This is a genomic window from Microbacterium algihabitans, assembly GCF_032464975.1.
Lineage (GTDB): Bacteria > Actinomycetota > Actinomycetes > Actinomycetales > Microbacteriaceae > Microbacterium > Microbacterium algihabitans.
In genome coordinates, this window is the sequence record NZ_JAWDIU010000002.1 from 102,109 (window position 1) to 118,631 (window position 16,523).

Here is a 16,523-nt window from a genome sequence, read left to right on the forward strand (position 1 = left end):
CGCCCCATCTTGCTGAAGATCTGCGAATCGCTGAGTGTGCGCGACCGCTCACGCCTTGTGCAGCCCCTGCGCCACGGCGTGCATGATCTGCTCCTGCACCTCGGGCCAGCGGTTCATGACCTGCTCGTATCCCACGCGGATGACGTGGTAGCCCAGCAGCATCAGTTCCGCGTCGTGGCGGATGTCTTCCGTGCGCTGCGCCCCGACGTGGTGTCCGCCGTCGACCTGAAGGACGAGCCGCTCTCCGATGAGGAAGTCGACGCGATGACCGTGGATCCAGATCTGCGATCGGATGGGGAGACCCATCCACCGCAGTCGGACGATCACGAACGTCTCGAGCCCGGAGTCGGCCCAGGGCGACGCCTCTCGAACGAGCCGGCGTGCGGCACCGGTCCAGGGCAGACGGCGTAGGTGCGCCAGATCGACCAGCTTCTTGTTCAGCGCGGAGTCCCAGATCGCGCGAGCCGCCTCGTACGGCTGACACGAGGCGACAGTGAGCAGGATGTTCTCGATCTCGTCTTCGAGCAGATCCGGATGCCGAGGGACGATAGCCCGCTGCCAGTGCACGACGGCGGCGGGACCTGCGACCCTTCCCCGGCCGGGATACGCGACGTGTGGCTTGTCCGGCCGTTCGGCGACCCACAGCCCACGCCTGTCGGCGGCGGTGACGCACGACAGCACGACGCCCGTTCGCGCGGCGGAGACCACGTGTGCGTCGGCCGTCGGAAGCGCGATCCAGTCCCGCCTGACCCTCAGAACGAATCCACGTTGGAGCGCTTGGGAGATCCGGTGTCGGCTGTGCCCCTCGCGGATGAGACGGGTCGGGCGGACAACGCCTCCGAGTTCAGCGGTTCGCGTTGCGACGGCACGGGCGAGGGCGTCATCCATGTGCGCCATCGTCGCCCGCCTGGAGCAGCAAAAACGCACCGCGGCGACCCCTGTGGATGAACATCCCGCTGGGGAGGAATGCCAACACGCAATCGCTGCAGATGGAGCAATCTCAGCGATCCCCGCAATCTCAGTCGGCATCCGCCTCCGGAAGCTGAAGGTGCGCGAATCCCTGACCCTGTGCGGGCGCCGATTGCGTGCTCGTCCGCGCAACCTCCGCGATCCCCGCAATCTCAGTCGGCATCCACCCTCGCAAGCTGAGGATGCGCGATTCCCTCACACCGCGCGGCACGTGACGCATGCCCGCGCAACCTCAGCAATCCCCACAAGCTCAGCCCGCATTCGCCCCGCCGGGCTGAATCTGCGCGAATCGCTGAGCTTGCGCGCCACGACGCGCGCTCGCGCGAGACCCCCGGTATCGTGGACGCAGAACCCATCAGGCACGCTCACACAGTGCCGCCCATATCGCTCGAGGAGTACCCCTATGGCCACCATTCCCGACAAGCCCGCCCTGGAAGGCCTCGAGCAGAAATGGGACGCCGCCTGGCGTGCACGCGGCACCTACGTCTTCGACCGCCTGCGCGCCGCCGAGCTCGGCCGCCAGGGCGTGTACTCCGTCGACACCCCGCCGCCGACGGCATCCGGAAGCCTCCACATCGGCCACGTGTTCTCGTTCACGCACACCGACGTGAAGGTGCGCTTCGAGCGCATGCGCGGCAAGACCGTGTTCTACCCCATGGGCTGGGACGACAACGGCCTGCCGACCGAGCGCCGCGTGCAGAACTACTACGGCGTGCGCTGCGACCCCTCGCTCCCCTACGACGCCGACTTCACCCCGCCGTTCGCGGGCGGCGACAACAAGAGCAGCAAGGCCGCCGACCAGGTGCCCATCAGCCGCCGCAACTTCATCGAGCTGTGCGAGCAGCTGACGATCGAAGACGAGAAGCAGTTCGAGGAGCTCTTCCGCGAGTTGGGCCTCAGCGTCGACTGGACGCAGACCTACCGCACGATCTCCGACGACTCGATCCGCACGAGCCAGCTGGCGTTCCTGCGCAACATCGAGCGCGGCGAGGCGTACCAGTCGATGGCCCCGACGCTGTGGGACGTGGACTTCCGCTCCGCGATCGCCCAGGCCGAGCTCGAAGACCGCGACCAGCCCGCCGCGTACCACCGGGTGGGCTTCGCCAAGACCGACGGCTCGGGCGATGTGTTCATCGAGACCACCCGCCCGGAGCTGCTGCCGGCCTGCGTGGCGCTGGTGGCCAACCCCGACGACGAGCGTTACCAGCCGCTGTTCGGCACGACCGTGCGCACGCCTCTGTTCGACGTCGAAGTGCCGGTGCTCGCGCACCCCCTCGCGCAGAAGGACAAGGGATCGGGCATCGCCATGATCTGCACCTTCGGCGACGTGACCGACATCATCTGGTGGCGCGAGCTCGACCTGCCGAACCGCACCATCATCGGCAAGGACGGCCGCATCGTGGCCGAGGCCCCCGATGTGATCGTGACGGATGCCGCGAAGGCGGCCTACGACGAGCTCGCGGGCAAGACCGTGTTCAGCGCCAAGAAGCGCATCGTCGAGCTCCTGCAGGAGTCCGGCGTCATGGAGGGCGCCCCCAAGCCCTTCACCCACCCCGTGAAGTTCTTCGAGAAGGGCGACCGCCCGCTCGAGATCGTGTCGACGCGCCAGTGGTACATCCGCAACGGCGCGCGCGACGCCGAGCTGCGCGAGCGCCTCATCTCGCTCGGTCGCGAGATGTCGTGGCATCCCGACTTCATGCGCGTGCGCTTCGAGAACTGGACCAGCGGCCTCACGGGCGACTGGCTCGTGTCGCGTCAGCGGTTCTTCGGCGTGCCGATCCCGGTCTGGTACGGCCTCGACGACAGTGGTGAGCGCGACTACTCGCGCGTGCTGACGCCCGATCTCGCCTCGCTGCCGGTCGACCCGACGGTGGACGTGCCCCCGGGCTACACCGAAGACCAGCGGGGCGCGGCGGGCGGCTTCGACGCCGAGCGCGACATCCTCGACACGTGGGCGACCTCGTCGCTCACCCCGCAGCTGGCCGGTGGCTGGCAGCGCGACGAGGAGCTGTGGAATCTCGTGGCCCCGTTCGACCTGCGCCCCCAGGGGCAGGACATCATCCGCACGTGGCTCTTCTCGACCATGCTGCGCAGCGCCCTCGAAGACGACCGCAGCCCGTGGACGGATGCCGCGATCTCGGGCTTCATCGTCGACCCCGACCGCAAGAAGATGTCGAAGTCGAAGGGCAACGTCGTCACGCCCGCCGACATCCTCAAGCAGCACGGTTCCGACGCGGTGCGCTACTGGTCGGCGTCGAGCCGCCTGGGCACCGACGCGGCGTTCGACCCGCAGAACCCGACGCAGGTGAAGATCGGTCGGCGCCTCGCGATCAAGCTGCTGAACGCGGCGAAGTTCGTGCTGTCGTTCCCCGTGCCCGAGGGCGCCGCGGTGACGCACGCGCTCGACGCGTCGATGCTCGCAACGCTGGATGCCGTGGTGCGCGACGCCACCGCCGCCTTCGAGGCGTACGACCACGCGCGGGCGCTCGAGATCACGGAGTCGTTCTTCTGGACGTTCTGCGACGACTACCTCGAGCTCGTGAAGGAGCGCGCGTACGACCAGTCCGACGTGGGCCAGGCCTCGGCCGCCCTCGCGCTGCGCACGGCGCTGTCGACGCTCGTCCGTCTGTTCGCGCCCGTGCTGTCGTTCGCGTCCGAAGAGGTGTGGTCGTGGTTCGAAGAGGGCTCGGTGCACACCGCGGCCTGGCCCGAGCCGCTCGGCATCGAGGGCGACCCGGCAGTTCTCACCGCGGTGAGCGCCGCCCTCATCGGCATCCGTCGCGCCAAGACCGAGGCCAAGGCCTCGCAGAAGACGCAGGTGACCTCGCTCACCGTGTCGGGGCCGAACGTCGAGGCCCTGCGCCTCGCCGAGGGCGACCTGCGCGCCGTGGGCCGCATCGAGACGATCTTGTTCGCCGAGGCCGACACCACCACCGTGACCGACATCGTTTTCGCACCCCAGGAGGCCTGATGCAACTCGGAACCCGCTGGACCGCCCGCGAGCAGCCGCCCAAGGCTGTTCCCGAGGTTCTTCACGCCCAGATCGCCGCCGTCGAAGCCGCGCTGAACCCCGACGGGCTCAGCGCGCCCGCTCCGAAGTGGACGCTGACCTTCCTCGAGGGGCGCCCCGTCGCCGAGCTCGACACCGGGGTCATCGTGAGCCAGGATGCCGCGGGCGAGGTCGTCGTGCGTTACGACGACGACGCCGAGTTCGCCTGAGCCTCCGGGTTCGCGCTGCTGAGTCCGTCGACGCCTTCGTGCGTCGGCGGGCTCTTTGCGTTCCGGGGCAGGGAGGTGGCTGAGCTTGTCGAAGCCGTCGGGGCGCGCGGGTCGCTGGGCGAGGTGGCTGAGCCTGTCGAAGCCACCGGGGGCGCGCGGGTCGCGGTCCCTTCGACAGGCTCAGGAACCTGGGTTGCGAGGTTGCTGGGCCTGAAGCGAGGTGGCTGAGCCTGTCGAAGCCACCGGGGGCGCGCGGGTTGCTGGGCGAGGTGGCTGAGCTTGTCGAAGCCACCGGGGGCACGCGGGTCGCGGTCCCTTCGACAGGCTCAGGGACCTGGGTTGCGAGGTTGTCGGGCCTGAGGCGAGGTGGCTGAGCCTGTCGAAGCCACCGGGGGCGCGCGAGTCGCGGTCCCTTCGACAGGCTCAGGGACCTGGGTTGCGAGGTTGCTGGGCCTGAGGCGAGGTGGCTGAGCTTGTCGAAGCCACCGGGGGCGCGCGGGTCGCGGTCCCTTCGACAGGCTCAGGGACCTGGGTTGCGAGGTTGCCGGGCCTGAAGCGAGGTGGCTGAGCTTGTCGAAGCCACCGGGGGCACGCGGGTTCCGGTCCCTTCGACAACCTCAGGGACCTGGGTTGCACGCGGGTCGCTGGCCCTTCGACAAGCTCAGGAACCGCCGGCGTCACCGCGGCAACAGGTACCGCGGGGCATCCGCCGACATCGCCTGCGATGCGGCACGGCCGGCTCGCCGTGCCGGCTCCGCCTCGACGGCCCACGCGCGACGGCGCATCCGCTCCTCGGCGACACGAGTCATCGCCCGCGACAACGCGAGCAGTGCCGCCTCGACGGGGGTGGGGCGCACCGGCAGAACGATGGTGCGGGTGACGGCGGTCATGCGGAGCCCCTCTCGGTCGGCAGGGGGAAGACGTCGTTGCGGATCGTGACGGGGCGCACGCCCTCGCCCGTCTGGTCGCGGTAGCGCTGGACGGTCTCGTCGATGAGGGCGCCGATGCGCTGCACGAGGTCGCGCGACTGCTCGGCGGTCAGGCGCGCGGTCGCGGTCGAGATCACCGATGCCTCGCGCCACTCTTCGTCTTCGTCCCACCCGTGGGTGGCGAAGTGCATGAGCTGCTGGTGGCGCAGCGTCAGGGTCTCGGAGTGCACAGCCTCCATCACGGCGCGTCCCGACGGCGTGTGCTCGAGCTCGGGGTTCGTCAGCGTGACGCTGCCGGCGGGGCGCTCCCACCAGCGTTCGCGCGCGGTGCCGCGGTCGGCGACCTCGCGGATGAGGTCGTGACGGGCCAACGCTCGCAGGTGGTAGCTCGTCGCTCCGGTCGACTCCCCCGTCAGCTCCGCGAGGCTGCTCGCGGTCTGCGGGCCGTACTGGCTGAGGATGTCATAGAGCCGCACGCGCAGCGGGTGCGCCAGGGCGCGGAGTGCCCCGGCATCCAGAACACGCTCTTCGCGGGGCTTCGGCTGCTCGACCATGACTGCAAAGTTACCTTTGCAAGCGCTTCTTTGCAACATGTTCTCTGCATCGCACGGCAGACTGCGCCTAGGCTGGACCGATGACGGATGCCGTGAACAATCCCCTCCTCGCGCCGCCCTCGCTCCCCTACGACCTGCCGCCCTACGGCAGCATCGACGTCGAGCACTACCTCCCCGCGTTCCGCGCCGGTTTCGCCGCGCAGCGGGCGGAGGTCGACGCGATCACCGCGCAAAGCGACGAGCCCACGTTCGCGAACACCCTCGTCGCGCTGGAGCGCAGCGGGCAGGTGCTCGACCGGGTCGCGCGCACCTTCTACACCGTGGCATCCGCCGACGGCACCCTCGCGATCCAGGCCGTCGAAGAAGAGCTCGCTCCCCTCATGTCGGCGCACCGCGACGCGATCCAGCTCGACGCCGACCTGTTCGCGCGGATCGCCGCTGTGCACGCGCAGCTCGACGGCCTCGACCTCGATGCCGAGAGCCGCTACCTCGTCGAGCGGTACCACCGCGAGATGTCGCTGGCCGGTGCCGGTCTCGACGACGCGCAGAAGCAGAAGCTCACCGAGCTCAACCAGCGACTGTCGGTGCTGACGACCACGTTCGAGAAGAACCTGCTCGCCGACACCAACGAGCTCGCGGTGGTGTTCGACACCGCCGACGAACTCGACGGCCTGAGCGACGGCGAGCTCTCGGCCGCGGCGCAGGCGGCCACGAGCCGCGGCCTCGACGGACGCTACGTCGTGAACCTCACGCTGTACACCGGCCACCCCCTGCTCGCCTCGCTCACGAACCGCGAGAGCCGCCGCCGCCTGCTCGAGGCCTCGCGCTCGCGCGCCACCCGCGGCAACGACAACGACAACCGCGCGGTGCTCCGCGAGATCGTGTGCCTTCGCGCCGAGCGCGCCGAGGTGCTCGGCTACCCCTCGCACGCCGCCGCCGTCCTCGCCGATCAGACGGCGGGGTCTCCGGATGCCGCGCGCGACCTGCTCCGTCGACTCGCCACCCCCGCTGCCGCCAACGCCCGCGCCGAGCAAGAGGCCCTGCAGAAGATCGCCGATGTCGATGGCATCCGGATCGAAGCCCACGACTGGGCGTTCTACACCGAGAAGGTCCGCGCCGAGCGCTACGACCTCGACCGCGCTGCCCTGCGTCCGTGGTTCGAGGCCGAGCGCGTGCTGCGCGACGGCGTGTTCTTCGCGGCCGAGAAGCTCTACGGCATCCGCATGACCGAACGTCACGATCTTCAGGGCTACCACCCCGACGTCCGCGTGTTCGAGGTGCACAACGCTGACGGCAGCGAGCTCGGCCTGTTCCTGCTCGACCTGTACACGCGCGACAGCAAGCGCGGCGGCGCGTGGATGAACTCGATCGTGACGCAGTCGGCCCTGCGCGGCACGGCCCCGATCGTGGTCAACAACCTCAACGTGAACAAGCCGGCGCCCGGGACCCCGACGCTTCTCACGCTGGATGAGGTCACCACCCTCTTCCACGAGTTCGGCCACGCCCTGCACGGGCTCTTCGCCACCGTGACCTACCCGCACTTCGGCGGAACGGCCGTCTACCGCGACTTCGTCGAGTTCCCCAGCCAGGTGAACGAGATGTGGATCCTCTGGCCCGAGGTCCTCACGAACTACGCCCGTCACATCGACACCGACGAGCCGCTCCCGGCCGACGTCGTCGAGCGCCTGCACGCCTCCGAGGCGTTCAACCAGGGCTTCGCGACGAGCGAGTACCTCGCCGCATCATGGATCGATCAGGCGTGGCACGGCTTGTCCGTCGATGAGGCGTCGGCCGACATCGACGTCGCGGCCTTCGAGGCGCGCGCCCTTGCCGGCATCGGCCTCGACAACCCCACCGTTCCGACCCGCTACGCCTCGACGTACTTCGCCCACGTGTTCTCGGGCGGCTACAGCGCCGGCTACTACTCCTACATCTGGAGCGAGGTGCTCGACGCCGACACCGTGGAGTGGTTCCGCGAGAACGGCGGCCTCACGCGCGAGAACGGCGACCGCTTCCGCCAGAGGCTCCTGGGGGTCGGCGGTTCCGGCGATCCTCTCGCCGCGTACCGCGATTTCCGGGGTCGGGATGCCGAGATCCAGCCGCTCCTCGAACGACGCGGTCTCGCCGGCTGAGGTCGGCCGAATGTCGGGCCCGGTCGCGTCGTGCGGCTGGGCCCGACGTCGTCAGACCGCGTACTTGAAGCCGACGTGCGAGTCGACGAAGCCGAGTCGCGTGTAGAACCGGTGGGCGTCCACGCGCGCGGCGTCGGAGGTCAGCTGCACGAGGGTCGCGCCGGTCGCCGGGGCGGCCACGTGCATCACCCACTGCATGACGGCGGTGCCGATGCCCGACGATCGCTCGGTCGACGACACGCGCACGGCCTCGACGAGCAGGCGGGTGCACCGCGCCGAGCCATGCCGGGGATGACGGTGAGCTGCAGGGTGCCGACCAGACGGCCGGCCGCGTCGTCGACCACGAGGAGGTCGTTCAGCGGAGCGTTCAAGACGCTTCGCAGCGCCGCGGCGTAGGCCTCCTCGTCGGAGTCGTCGCCACGATCACCGCGGGCCGCACTGATCGGGTCGTCCGACAGAAGCGCCATCAATCCGGGCAGGTCGCCGGGAACGGCTCGACGCAGCTGCACCTCCCCTGCTCGGCTCGAGAGGGCGACGGGCAGGATGGAGAGATCCGAGAGCATCCCTCCATCCTGCCCGCCGCAGAACCTCGTGTCGGCCCCCGGCCTGGGCACCTGCTGCACGGCGCCCTCCCGCGATCCGTCAGCGCCAGCCGAGCACGTCGCGCACGAAGGCCTGCGAGGCGGGAGCCCCGTCATTCGGTATCCCGCGCAGCGCCTCCCGCGAGACCAGCAGCCCCGCCGGCGCGTACTGCGCCTCGACGCGGTCGAGCGCGGCGCTGACGAGGTGCGCGGCGTCGTTCGCCGTGGTCCAGCCCACCAGCGTCGGGTGCGAGAACACCACGAGCTCCGCACCCTCGTCGTGCGCGCGGGCGCTCGCGATGACGACCGTCGGGGTCGCCCGGCGGCGGAGACCGGGCACGAAGGCGAGCGGGGTGTGCTGCACGGCGGCATCCACGATGCCCGACGACCACGTCGGGGCGGGGGCTCCGATGCGCAGGTCTTGCGCGATCCATTCCGAGCCGCGTGCCGACAACGCCTTCGACATCCGGTCGTCGCCGACGTCGAATCGCTCGGCGCGCAGGGCCTCGACGAGCGTCGTCAGCGCGGCGTCCGGACGATCACGCACGATCAGCCGGGCGCCGCGGGTCATACCCCCGACGGTGAGGGGACTCACCCGCAGCTGCTCGCCGCGCCCGTGGAACACGGGGAGCGCGGTCAGGCGCTGCGGCGCTTCTGCGCCAGCACGATCGTCGGCTGCGCCCCGTCTTCGACGGCCGCGCGGGTGATGACGACCTTGGCGATGTCGTCGGCCGAGGGCACGTCGAACATGATCGGGCCGAGCACGTCTTCGAGGATCGCGCGGAGCCCACGAGCGCCGGTCTTGCGCTTGACGGCGAGGTCGGCGATCGCGCGCAGGGCGTCGTCGTCGAACTCGAGCTGAACCCCGTCGAGCTCGAACATGCGCTGGTACTGCTTGATCAGCGCGTTGCGCGGCGTCGTGAGGATCTCGGTCAGCGCGTCCTGGTCGAGGGGCGAGACGGATGCCACGACGGGCAGGCGACCGATGAACTCGGGGATCAGACCGAACTTGTGCAGGTCTTCGGGCAGCGCCTCGCTGAAGAGATCGGGCGCGTCTTCCTTGCGCTGGAGGGGCGCTCCGAAGCCGACGCCGTGCTTGCCGACGCGAGCGGAGATGATCTCCTCGAGCCCGGCGAAGGCGCCCGCCACGATGAACAGCACGTTCGTCGTGTCGATCTGGATGAACTCCTGGTGCGGGTGCTTGCGGCCGCCCTGCGGCGGAACCGAGGCGACCGTTCCCTCGAGGATCTTCAGCAGCGCCTGCTGCACGCCCTCGCCCGACACGTCGCGGGTGATCGAGGGGTTCTCGGCCTTGCGGGCGATCTTGTCGACCTCATCGATGTAGATGATGCCGGTTTCGGCGCGCTTGACGTCGAAGTCGGCGGCCTGCAGCAGCTTGAGCAGGATGTTCTCGACGTCTTCACCGACGTAGCCGGCCTCGGTGAGGGCCGTGGCGTCGGCGACGGCGAACGGCACGTTGAGGCGCTTCGCGAGCGTCTGAGCGAGGTAGGTCTTGCCGCAACCGGTGGGCCCGAGCAGCAGGATGTTGCTCTTGGCGATGTCGATCTCTTCGGCGCGCTGCTCCGCGGGCTGAAGGGTGCCGTGCGAGCGCACGCGCTTGTAGTGGTTGTAGACGGCGACGGCCAGAGCGCGCTTGGCGGGCTCTTGCCCGACGACGTACTCCTCGAGGAACGAGAAGATCTCGCGCGGCTTCGGCAGATCGAACTCGGCGACCTCGCCGGCCGACGACTCGGCCATGCGCTCTTCGATGATCTCGTTGCAGAGCTCGACGCACTCGTCGCAGATGTAGACGCCCGGACCGGCGATCAGCTGCTGCACCTGCTTCTGGCTCTTGCCGCAGAAGGAACACTTGAACAGGTCGGCGCTCTCACCGATACGTGCCATCGCGGATCCTCCCGTCACCCGGCCTGCGCCGGTGTGTTACCCGAGCCTAACCCGAGCCCGGGCGAACCGAGGGCATTCGCGCGCGCGGCGGCGTCATGATCGCCGACGGCGGACACACGGCATCCGTTCGCCCGCCGGATCATCGCGAACGTCGACCCGCGGGGATGGTCACCCCGCCGCGGTGGTGCCCGGCGACGCCGAGACTGCATCTCGCTGACATCGCCGCTGCAGCCTGACGCCGGTTCGTCAGCGAGATGCAGTCTCGCGATGGGTGGGGACCGCCGCACGCGCCGCACCGCAAGAGCGCGCAAGCCGCGGCGGAGCCCCGCGCAGCACTGGCCCCGCGCAGCACTGGCCCCGCGCAGCACCGGCCCCGCGCGGCACCAAGCCCCGCGCAGCACTGGTCCCGCGCGGCACCGCTCCCCGCGCACGATGAAGCCCCGCAGACCGAAACGGGTCTGCGGGGCTTCATCGTGTCGCGAGCGCGTCAGGCGGTGAGGGCCGCCGGGGTGCGCTTGCGGGTCGTGAGCACCTGGTCGACGATGCCGTACTCCATCGCCTCGGCGGCGGAGAGGATCTTGTCGCGGTCGATGTCCTTATTGACCTTCGCGACGTCCTGACCGGTGTGGCGCGCCATGGTCTCTTCGAGCCAGGTGCGCATGCGGAGGATCTCCTGCGCCTGGATCTCGATGTCGGACGCCTGACCGTGACCGGCCTCGCCCATCGCGGGCTGGTGGATCAGGATGCGGGCGTTCGGCAGGGCGAGACGCTTGCCGGGGGCGCCGGCGGCCAGCAGCACGGAGGCCGCGGAGGCGGCCTGACCGAGCACGACCGTCTGGATCTGCGGCGAGACGTACTGCATCGTGTCGTAGATCGCCGTCATGGCCGTGAACGAGCCACCGGGCGAGTTGATGTACATGATGATGTCGCGGTCGGGGTCCTGCGACTCGAGAACGAGCAGCTGGGCCATGACGTCGTCGGCCGACGCGTCGTCGACCTGCACGCCGAGGAAGATCACGCGGTCTTCGAACAGCTTGTTGTAGGGGTCCTGGCGCTTGTAGCCGTAGGCCGTGCGCTCCTCGAACTGAGGAAGGACGTAACGGCTGGACGGCATGTGAGACGCTGCGCCGCCGAAGGTGGGGATGTTCATGTGGGTGTCCTTTTCCTCTCGCCTCAGACCGCTGCGGTTCCGCCGCCGCCGGTGACGTCGGTGGCGTGCTCGCGCATGTGGTCGACGAAGCCGTACTCGAGGGCTTCCTGAGCGGTGAACCAGCGGTCGCGGTCACCGTCGGCGTTGATCTGCTCGACGCTCTTGCCGGTCTGGGCCGCGGTGATCTCGGCCAGACGACGCTTCATGTCGAGGATGAGCTGCGCCTGCGTCTGGATGTCGCTCGAGGTTCCGCCGAAGCCACCGTGCGGCTGGTGCAGAAGCACGCGGGCGTTGGGCGTGATGTAGCGCTTGCCCTTGGTGCCGCTGGTCAGCAGCAGCTGGCCCATCGACGCCGCCATGCCGATACCGACGGTGACGATGTCGTTCGGCACGAACTGCATCGTGTCGTAGATCGCCATGCCGGCCGTGATCGAGCCACCGGGCGAGTTGATGTAGAGGTAGATGTCCTTCTGCGGGTCTTCTGCGGCAAGCAGCAGGATCTTGGCGCAGATCTCGTTGGCGTTGTCGTCGCGCACCTCGGAACCGAGCCAGATGATGCGGTCCTTGAGCAGTCTGTCGAAGACGCTCGTTGCCATAAGGGGTTCGGGCATGTGTGCTCCTCTTCCGTGATCTGCAATGAATCTACCGGGGGCCTCCGACACCGGATGCCGTGTTCGCCGCGGGCGGATCAGCGCGGTGTTCCGGCGATTTCTCGCGCGTATCCGGTTACCGACCGGGTATAGCGGGGCAGGTGCGGTGCGAGGGCCTGAAGGGCGATGGATGCCGCCCGCTCGGGCGCTCCGCTCGACACCAGCGCCAGGGCGTAGAAGGCGGCGGCCGCGTCGTGCAACGGACCGCGGGGTTCGCGCTCGTATTCGGCCTGCAGCATCGCGAGCGACTCCTCGGTCTTGCCGAGGTTGCGGATCGTGCTCGCCAGCTGGATCGTGGCGCGCGTGCGGCGCTCGTCGTCGAGGCCGATCTCGAGAGCGCGGCGGTACAGCACCTCGGCCTCTCCCTCGATCCCGGCCGAGTCGCGCGCTCCGGCGCGCTCGAACAGCGCCACGGCGTCATCGGCCGGTCGCTCGGCGGCGAGCTCGTCGATCCGGGTCACCACGTCGTCAGGGCTCAGCGCCTCGTCTGCCCAGACGGCATCCACTCTGTTCTGCCAGTCGTTCATGTGTCGCATCCATTTGTCGTCAGGCGTGTCGAATGCCCAGGACACGCCGCTGACCGTCGGGCCGTGCGGCGTGTCCTGGATACTCGACGGGGGTTGATGTCCGGCACGCCGCGCGCCCGAGACACACCGCGCGAGCGATGCGCCGAACGGCGCGCCGAGGCCGCTCGACGGCATCCGGGAACGAAGAAGGGGCGGATGCCGTGGCATCCGCCCCCTCCGTCATGACTTACTCGCTGTCAGCGGCGTCGGCCTTCTTCTTGGCCGGGGCGCGCTTCGTGGCGGGAGCCTTCGCGGGAGCCTCGTCAGCCGCGGCCTCGTCGGCGGGAGCCTCGTCGGCAGCCGCCTTCTTCTTCGCGGGGGCGCGCTTCTTGGCGGGAGCCTTCGCGGGAGCCTCCTCAGCGGCGGCCTCGTCGGCGGGAGCCTCGTCGGCGGGAGCCTCGTCGGCGGCGTCGTCACCCTCGGCGGGCTCTTCGCCCTCGACGGCCACGAAGCCGGTCAGGTCGACGGGCTTGCCGTCGGTGTCGACGACGGTGACCTTGCCGAGCGCGATGGCGAGGGCCTTGTTGCGGGCGACCTCACCGACGAGTGCGGGCAGCTGGTTGCCCTGCTGCAGCGCGTTGACGAAGTCCTGCGGCGCCATGTTGTACTGCGCGGCCGACTGGATGAGGTACTGGGTCAGCTCGTCCTGCGACACCTGCACGTTGGCGTCTTCGGCGATCTTGTCGAGCACCATCTGCGTGCGGAACTGCTTCTCGCTCGCCTCGGTGACCTCGGCGCGGTGCACGTCGTCTTCGAGGCGGTTCTCGCCCTCGAGGTGGGTGTGCACCTCGTCTTCGATGAGCTGCGGCGGCACGGGGATCTCGACGGCCTCGAGGAGGGCGTCGATGAACTTGTCGCGCGCGGCGGAACCCTGCGTGAAGACGGCCTGCTGCGACACGCGCTCGCTGAGCGACTCGCGCAGCTCGGCGATCGTGTCGAACTCCGACGCCATCTGGGCGAAGTCGTCGTCGGCGTCGGGCAGCTCGCGCTCCTTGACGGCGGTGATCTTGACGGCCACCTCGGCCTCTTCGCCCGCGTGCTCGCCACCGACGAGCTTCGAGCGGAAGGTGGTCTCCTCATCGGCGGTGAGCGACTCGATCGCCTCGTCGATGCCCTCGAGCAATTCGCCCGAGCCGATCTCGTACGACACGCCCTCGGCGCGGTCGATCTCGTTGCCGTCGATCTTGGCGACCAGGTCGAGCTCGACGAAGTCACCCGTCTTGGCGGGGCGGTCGACCGTGACGAGCGTGCCGAAGCGCGCGCGCAGGCGGTCGAGCTCGGCGTCGATTCCGGCCTCGTCGGCCTCAGCGGCGTCGACGGTCACCGTGATGGTGTCGTAGGCCGGCAGGTCGAACTCGGGGCGCACGTCGACCTCGACGTCGACGATCAGGTCGCCGGAGAAGTCCTTGAGCTCGGGGAGCTCGACGATCTCGGCGTTCGGGCGACCGATGACGCGGAGGTCATTGGCCTCGACGGCCTCGCGGTAGAACCCGTCGAGCCCCTCGTTGACGGCGTGCTCGATGACGGCGCCGCGGCCCATGCGCTGATCGATGATGGGCGCGGGGACCTTGCCCTTGCGGAAGCCGGGGATCTGCACGTCGCGCGCGATGTGCTCGTAGGCGTGCGCGATGCTCGGCTTGAGCTCGTCGGGCGAGACCGTGATGTGCAGCTTGACCCGGGTGGGGCTGAGCTTCTCGACGGTGCTGTTGACCATGCGGTTCGTTCTCCTCGTGTGGCCCGCGCGCACGCGGGGGCCGGTTGGGCCTGTGGTCTGTGGGGCCGTTCGTCGGGGCGACAGGATTTGAACCTGCGGCCTCCCGCTCCCAAAGCGGGCGCTCTACCAAGCTGAGCTACGCCCCGGGGCGGCGCGCGGCACGCGCCGACGAAACGACCGCTGAAAGTCTAGTCGATCGGCCTGGCTGCGCCCATTTCGCCGGTCCCCTTGCGCGACACGCCTGCCGGATGCCGACTCTCCGGCGTTCGCGAGGGGCCTCAGCGTGTCGTAGAGTAGGTGTCGTCCGACTTCCCGGTTCGTCAGAAAACCGCGGAAATCCGGGGCTGTAGCTTAGTGGTAAAGCCTCTGTCTTCCAAACAGATGATGCGAGTTCGATTCTCGTCAGCCCCTCCACCTCTTCTCAGGCGCCATCGCTTTCGAGCTCGCGCGTGAACGATTCCGGCAGCACGACGTTCTCGCCCGCTCCCGCGAAGAAGCCCGCGACCTGCTCCGGCCGGTACCCGGCGATCCCGCAGCCCACCTCCGTCACGAGGAAGCGCAAGTCGTCGTGCGCGGCGGCGAAGCCGATGAAGCGCCGCGCCTGCTCCTCGAAGACACCGAGCCCCGACATGGTGTCGATCCCGTACGACTGCCCCTGCAGGCCTTCGCTCTGACCCCAGATCGCGCCGAAGCGGTCCATCGCGAAGCGCGCCGCTCCCCCGCCGTGCGCGCCCGAAGCGTTCGAGCCGAAGACGAAGACCTCGTTCGGGGAGAGAGAGGTGATGTGCATGCGCGCGAGGTTACGCGCCCGATGTCTCGCCGTCAGCCGGGGTTGCGGCATCCGGGATCTGCTCCGCCGAACGGTGACGCTCGACGTGCGCGAGGTAGGTCTGCGCGTTGCGGAGGATCTTCGCCCGCTCGTCGGGCGTGAGCGCGCGGCGCACCTTCGCGGGGACGCCGGCGACCAGCGAGCCCTCGGGCACGACGGTGCCCTCGAGCACGACCGCTCCCCCGGCGATGAGGCATCCGGGGCCGATGTCGGCACCCGACAGCACGACGCTGCCCATGCCGATGAGCGAGCCGTCGCCGATCGTGCAGCCGTGCACGACGGCGTTGTGCCCCACCGAGACGTCGGCGCCGATGGTGACCGGGCGGCCCGCGTCGACGTGCACCGACACGTTGTCCTGCAGGTTGCTGCGCGCACCGATCGTGATGGCGGCGCTGTCGCCGCGGAGCACGGCGTTGTACCAGACGCTCGCTCCCGCGGCGAGGTGCACCTCGCCCACGACACGGGCTCCGGATGCCACGAACGCGGTCTCGTCGATGACCGGGGCGGCGCCGGGGAGGGCGAGGACGGAGGCGAGCGGATCGATCGGCATGCGCCGAGGCTAGCCCGCGGACTGCCTACTGAGGGGCTACGCACCGCGGGAGCGGGCTACGCAGGCCCGGGGCGGCGGATACCGCATTGCCGCGGATCAGTAGCAGCGAACTCACACCGAACTCCTAGCTTCGGTGGCACAAGCCGCACCCGACACAGGAGTCGTCATGTCGCAGATCACCGAACCCATCCTCGCCACGACCGAACAGCGACCCGTGCGTCGCCATCGGAAGGCCAAAGCGATCCTCGCGATCGCCGCCGGCACCGCCCTGCTTCTCGGGGGCGGCGGCACCTATGCCTACTGGTCGACCGAGCAGGCCCTCACGGCAACGCCGATCAACTCCGGAAACCTCGACCTCGGCCTCGGAGCGGGCACCTGGTCGCTGAAGGGGGTTCTGGGAGGCGTCACGCCCGTGACCAACCTCGCCAACGTCCGCATCGTCCCCGGTGACGTGCTGACCCTCACCCAGCCGCTGACCGTGACTCTGACGGGTGACACGCTGGTCGCCGACCTGCAGGCCAAGGTCGGCGCGACCCTGAGCGGCAGCACCCTGGGGCAGAACCTCACCGTCGCGCTGACCATGCCGACGAACTACGGCACCTCGACGGGCAACAACACCTTCCGTCTCACGCAGGCGAACTCCGGCACGACGACCGCGACGGTGACCATCACATTCAAGCCGGCCACGGCTGGTCAGACGGCGGTCGCCACGAGCGTCAACCTTAACGACATCTCGTTCGCGCTCACGCAGGCCTCCAGCTGAGCGGCGCCCGCC

16 protein-coding genes and 2 tRNA genes are annotated in these 16,523 nt (G+C 69.4%); 5 read left to right on the forward strand and 13 right to left on the reverse strand.

Annotated features, from left to right (window positions below; genetic code table 11):
• Window positions 1-48 precede the first annotated feature (48 nt).
• Window positions 49-567: an endonuclease domain-containing protein gene (locus RWH43_RS07705; RefSeq protein WP_230704711.1), complete on the reverse strand. Its 519-nt coding sequence runs from the start codon at window positions 565-567 to the stop codon at window positions 49-51.
• Window positions 568-1,372: 805 nt separating this feature from the next.
• Between RWH43_RS07705 and valS the strand changes: the two genes are divergently transcribed.
• Window positions 1,373-3,940 carry a valine--tRNA ligase gene (gene valS, locus RWH43_RS07710; RefSeq protein ID WP_316001157.1) on the forward strand — a complete coding sequence of 856 codons (2,568 nt, stop codon included), beginning with the start codon at window positions 1,373-1,375 and terminating at the stop codon, window positions 3,938-3,940.
• Window positions 3,940-4,188, forward strand: coding sequence for a hypothetical protein (locus RWH43_RS07715; protein WP_056231099.1), 249 nt, complete (start codon window positions 3,940-3,942; stop codon window positions 4,186-4,188). The genes valS and RWH43_RS07715 overlap by 1 nt, the downstream gene beginning before the upstream one ends.
• Before the next feature lie 677 nt (window positions 4,189-4,865).
• Here the strand turns inward: RWH43_RS07715 and RWH43_RS07720 are convergent.
• Window positions 4,866-5,078: a hypothetical protein gene (locus RWH43_RS07720; RefSeq protein ID WP_144835359.1), complete on the reverse strand. Its 213-nt coding sequence runs from the start codon at window positions 5,076-5,078 to the stop codon at window positions 4,866-4,868.
• Window positions 5,075-5,671, reverse strand: a complete 597-nt coding sequence (locus RWH43_RS07725; protein ID WP_144785255.1) for a helix-turn-helix domain-containing protein — start codon at window positions 5,669-5,671, stop codon at window positions 5,075-5,077. The genes RWH43_RS07720 and RWH43_RS07725 overlap by 4 nt, the downstream gene beginning before the upstream one ends.
• A gap of 80 nt (window positions 5,672-5,751) precedes the next feature.
• Here RWH43_RS07725 and RWH43_RS07730 point away from each other — a divergent pair, with 80 nt between their 5' ends.
• The gene (locus RWH43_RS07730) at window positions 5,752-7,803 is read left to right on the forward strand and encodes a M3 family metallopeptidase (RefSeq protein ID WP_316001158.1); all 2,052 of its coding nucleotides are present in this window, start codon (window positions 5,752-5,754) and stop codon (window positions 7,801-7,803) included.
• Window positions 7,804-7,854: 51 nt separating this feature from the next.
• Here RWH43_RS07730 and RWH43_RS07735 read toward each other — a convergent pair whose 3' ends face one another.
• The 8 genes from RWH43_RS07735 to RWH43_RS07770 all read right to left on the reverse strand — a co-directional run bounded on the left by RWH43_RS07735 (window position 7,855) and on the right by RWH43_RS07770 (window position 14,515).
• Window positions 7,855-8,043, reverse strand: coding sequence for a GNAT family N-acetyltransferase (locus RWH43_RS07735; protein ID WP_316001159.1), 189 nt, complete (start codon window positions 8,041-8,043; stop codon window positions 7,855-7,857).
• A gap of 402 nt (window positions 8,044-8,445) precedes the next feature.
• Window positions 8,446-8,979, reverse strand: coding sequence for a hypothetical protein (locus tag RWH43_RS07740; RefSeq protein WP_230704715.1), 534 nt, complete (start codon window positions 8,977-8,979; stop codon window positions 8,446-8,448).
• Window positions 8,980-9,020: 41 nt separating this feature from the next.
• The gene (clpX, locus tag RWH43_RS07745; RefSeq protein ID WP_144835365.1) at window positions 9,021-10,289 is read right to left on the reverse strand and encodes an ATP-dependent Clp protease ATP-binding subunit ClpX; all 1,269 of its coding nucleotides are present in this window, start codon (window positions 10,287-10,289) and stop codon (window positions 9,021-9,023) included.
• Window positions 10,290-10,776: 487 nt separating this feature from the next.
• Window positions 10,777-11,439: an ATP-dependent Clp protease proteolytic subunit gene (locus RWH43_RS07750; RefSeq protein WP_056231073.1), complete on the reverse strand. Its 663-nt coding sequence runs from the start codon at window positions 11,437-11,439 to the stop codon at window positions 10,777-10,779.
• A gap of 23 nt (window positions 11,440-11,462) precedes the next feature.
• A complete protein-coding gene (locus tag RWH43_RS07755) occupies window positions 11,463-12,050 on the reverse strand; it encodes an ATP-dependent Clp protease proteolytic subunit (protein ID WP_174799692.1) in 588 nt (195 codons plus the stop codon).
• 77 nt (window positions 12,051-12,127) lie between these two features.
• Window positions 12,128-12,616, reverse strand: coding sequence for a tetratricopeptide repeat protein (locus RWH43_RS07760; RefSeq protein WP_144835367.1), 489 nt, complete (start codon window positions 12,614-12,616; stop codon window positions 12,128-12,130).
• 226 nt (window positions 12,617-12,842) lie between these two features.
• Window positions 12,843-14,369 (reverse strand): trigger factor, encoded by a 1,527-nt coding sequence (gene tig, locus RWH43_RS07765; RefSeq protein ID WP_316001160.1) that lies wholly within the window; start codon window positions 14,367-14,369, stop codon window positions 12,843-12,845.
• A gap of 72 nt (window positions 14,370-14,441) precedes the next feature.
• A tRNA-Pro gene (locus tag RWH43_RS07770) sits at window positions 14,442-14,515 on the reverse strand.
• 194 nt (window positions 14,516-14,709) lie between these two features.
• Between RWH43_RS07770 and RWH43_RS07775 the strand changes: the two genes are divergently transcribed.
• Window positions 14,710-14,783 (forward strand) — tRNA-Gly (locus tag RWH43_RS07775).
• A 7-nt stretch (window positions 14,784-14,790) separates the two neighbouring features.
• Here RWH43_RS07775 and RWH43_RS07780 read toward each other — a convergent pair.
• Together RWH43_RS07780 and RWH43_RS07785 are read right to left on the reverse strand one after the other, a co-directional pair.
• Window positions 14,791-15,159, reverse strand: a complete 369-nt coding sequence (locus RWH43_RS07780) for an A1S_2505 family phage non-structural protein (protein WP_316001161.1) — start codon at window positions 15,157-15,159, stop codon at window positions 14,791-14,793.
• 10 nt (window positions 15,160-15,169) lie between these two features.
• Window positions 15,170-15,748, reverse strand: a complete 579-nt coding sequence (locus RWH43_RS07785) for a gamma carbonic anhydrase family protein (protein WP_316001162.1) — start codon at window positions 15,746-15,748, stop codon at window positions 15,170-15,172.
• Window positions 15,749-15,914: 166 nt separating this feature from the next.
• Here RWH43_RS07785 and RWH43_RS07790 point away from each other — a divergent pair, with 166 nt between their 5' ends.
• Window positions 15,915-16,511, forward strand: coding sequence for an alternate-type signal peptide domain-containing protein (locus tag RWH43_RS07790; RefSeq protein WP_316001163.1), 597 nt, complete (start codon window positions 15,915-15,917; stop codon window positions 16,509-16,511).
• The last annotated feature ends 12 nt before the right edge of the window (window positions 16,512-16,523 follow it).

Excerpts from the sequence above, each read along its gene's own strand:
- RWH43_RS07725 (WP_144785255.1), bottom strand. The coding sequence starts at position 5,671 with ATGGTCGAGCAGCCGAAGCCCCGCGAAGAGCGTGTTCTGGATGCCGGG.
- RWH43_RS07790 (WP_316001163.1), top strand. The coding sequence starts at position 15,915 with ATGTCGCAGATCACCGAACCCATCCTCGCCACGACCGAACAGCGACCC.
- valS (WP_316001157.1), top strand. The coding sequence starts at position 1,373 with ATGGCCACCATTCCCGACAAGCCCGCCCTGGAAGGCCTCGAGCAGAAA.
- RWH43_RS07755 (WP_174799692.1), bottom strand. The coding sequence starts at position 12,050 with ATGCCCGAACCCCTTATGGCAACGAGCGTCTTCGACAGACTGCTCAAG.
- RWH43_RS07730 (WP_316001158.1), top strand. The coding sequence starts at position 5,752 with ATGACGGATGCCGTGAACAATCCCCTCCTCGCGCCGCCCTCGCTCCCC.
- RWH43_RS07715 (WP_056231099.1), top strand. The coding sequence starts at position 3,940 with ATGCAACTCGGAACCCGCTGGACCGCCCGCGAGCAGCCGCCCAAGGCT.
- RWH43_RS07720 (WP_144835359.1), bottom strand. The coding sequence starts at position 5,078 with ATGACCGCCGTCACCCGCACCATCGTTCTGCCGGTGCGCCCCACCCCC.
- RWH43_RS07785 (WP_316001162.1), bottom strand. The coding sequence starts at position 15,748 with ATGCCGATCGATCCGCTCGCCTCCGTCCTCGCCCTCCCCGGCGCCGCC.
- RWH43_RS07760 (WP_144835367.1), bottom strand. The coding sequence starts at position 12,616 with ATGAACGACTGGCAGAACAGAGTGGATGCCGTCTGGGCAGACGAGGCG.
- tig (WP_316001160.1), bottom strand. The coding sequence starts at position 14,369 with ATGGTCAACAGCACCGTCGAGAAGCTCAGCCCCACCCGGGTCAAGCTG.
- RWH43_RS07780 (WP_316001161.1), bottom strand. The coding sequence starts at position 15,159 with ATGCACATCACCTCTCTCTCCCCGAACGAGGTCTTCGTCTTCGGCTCG.
- RWH43_RS07750 (WP_056231073.1), bottom strand. The coding sequence starts at position 11,439 with ATGAACATCCCCACCTTCGGCGGCGCAGCGTCTCACATGCCGTCCAGC.
- clpX (WP_144835365.1), bottom strand. The coding sequence starts at position 10,289 with ATGGCACGTATCGGTGAGAGCGCCGACCTGTTCAAGTGTTCCTTCTGC.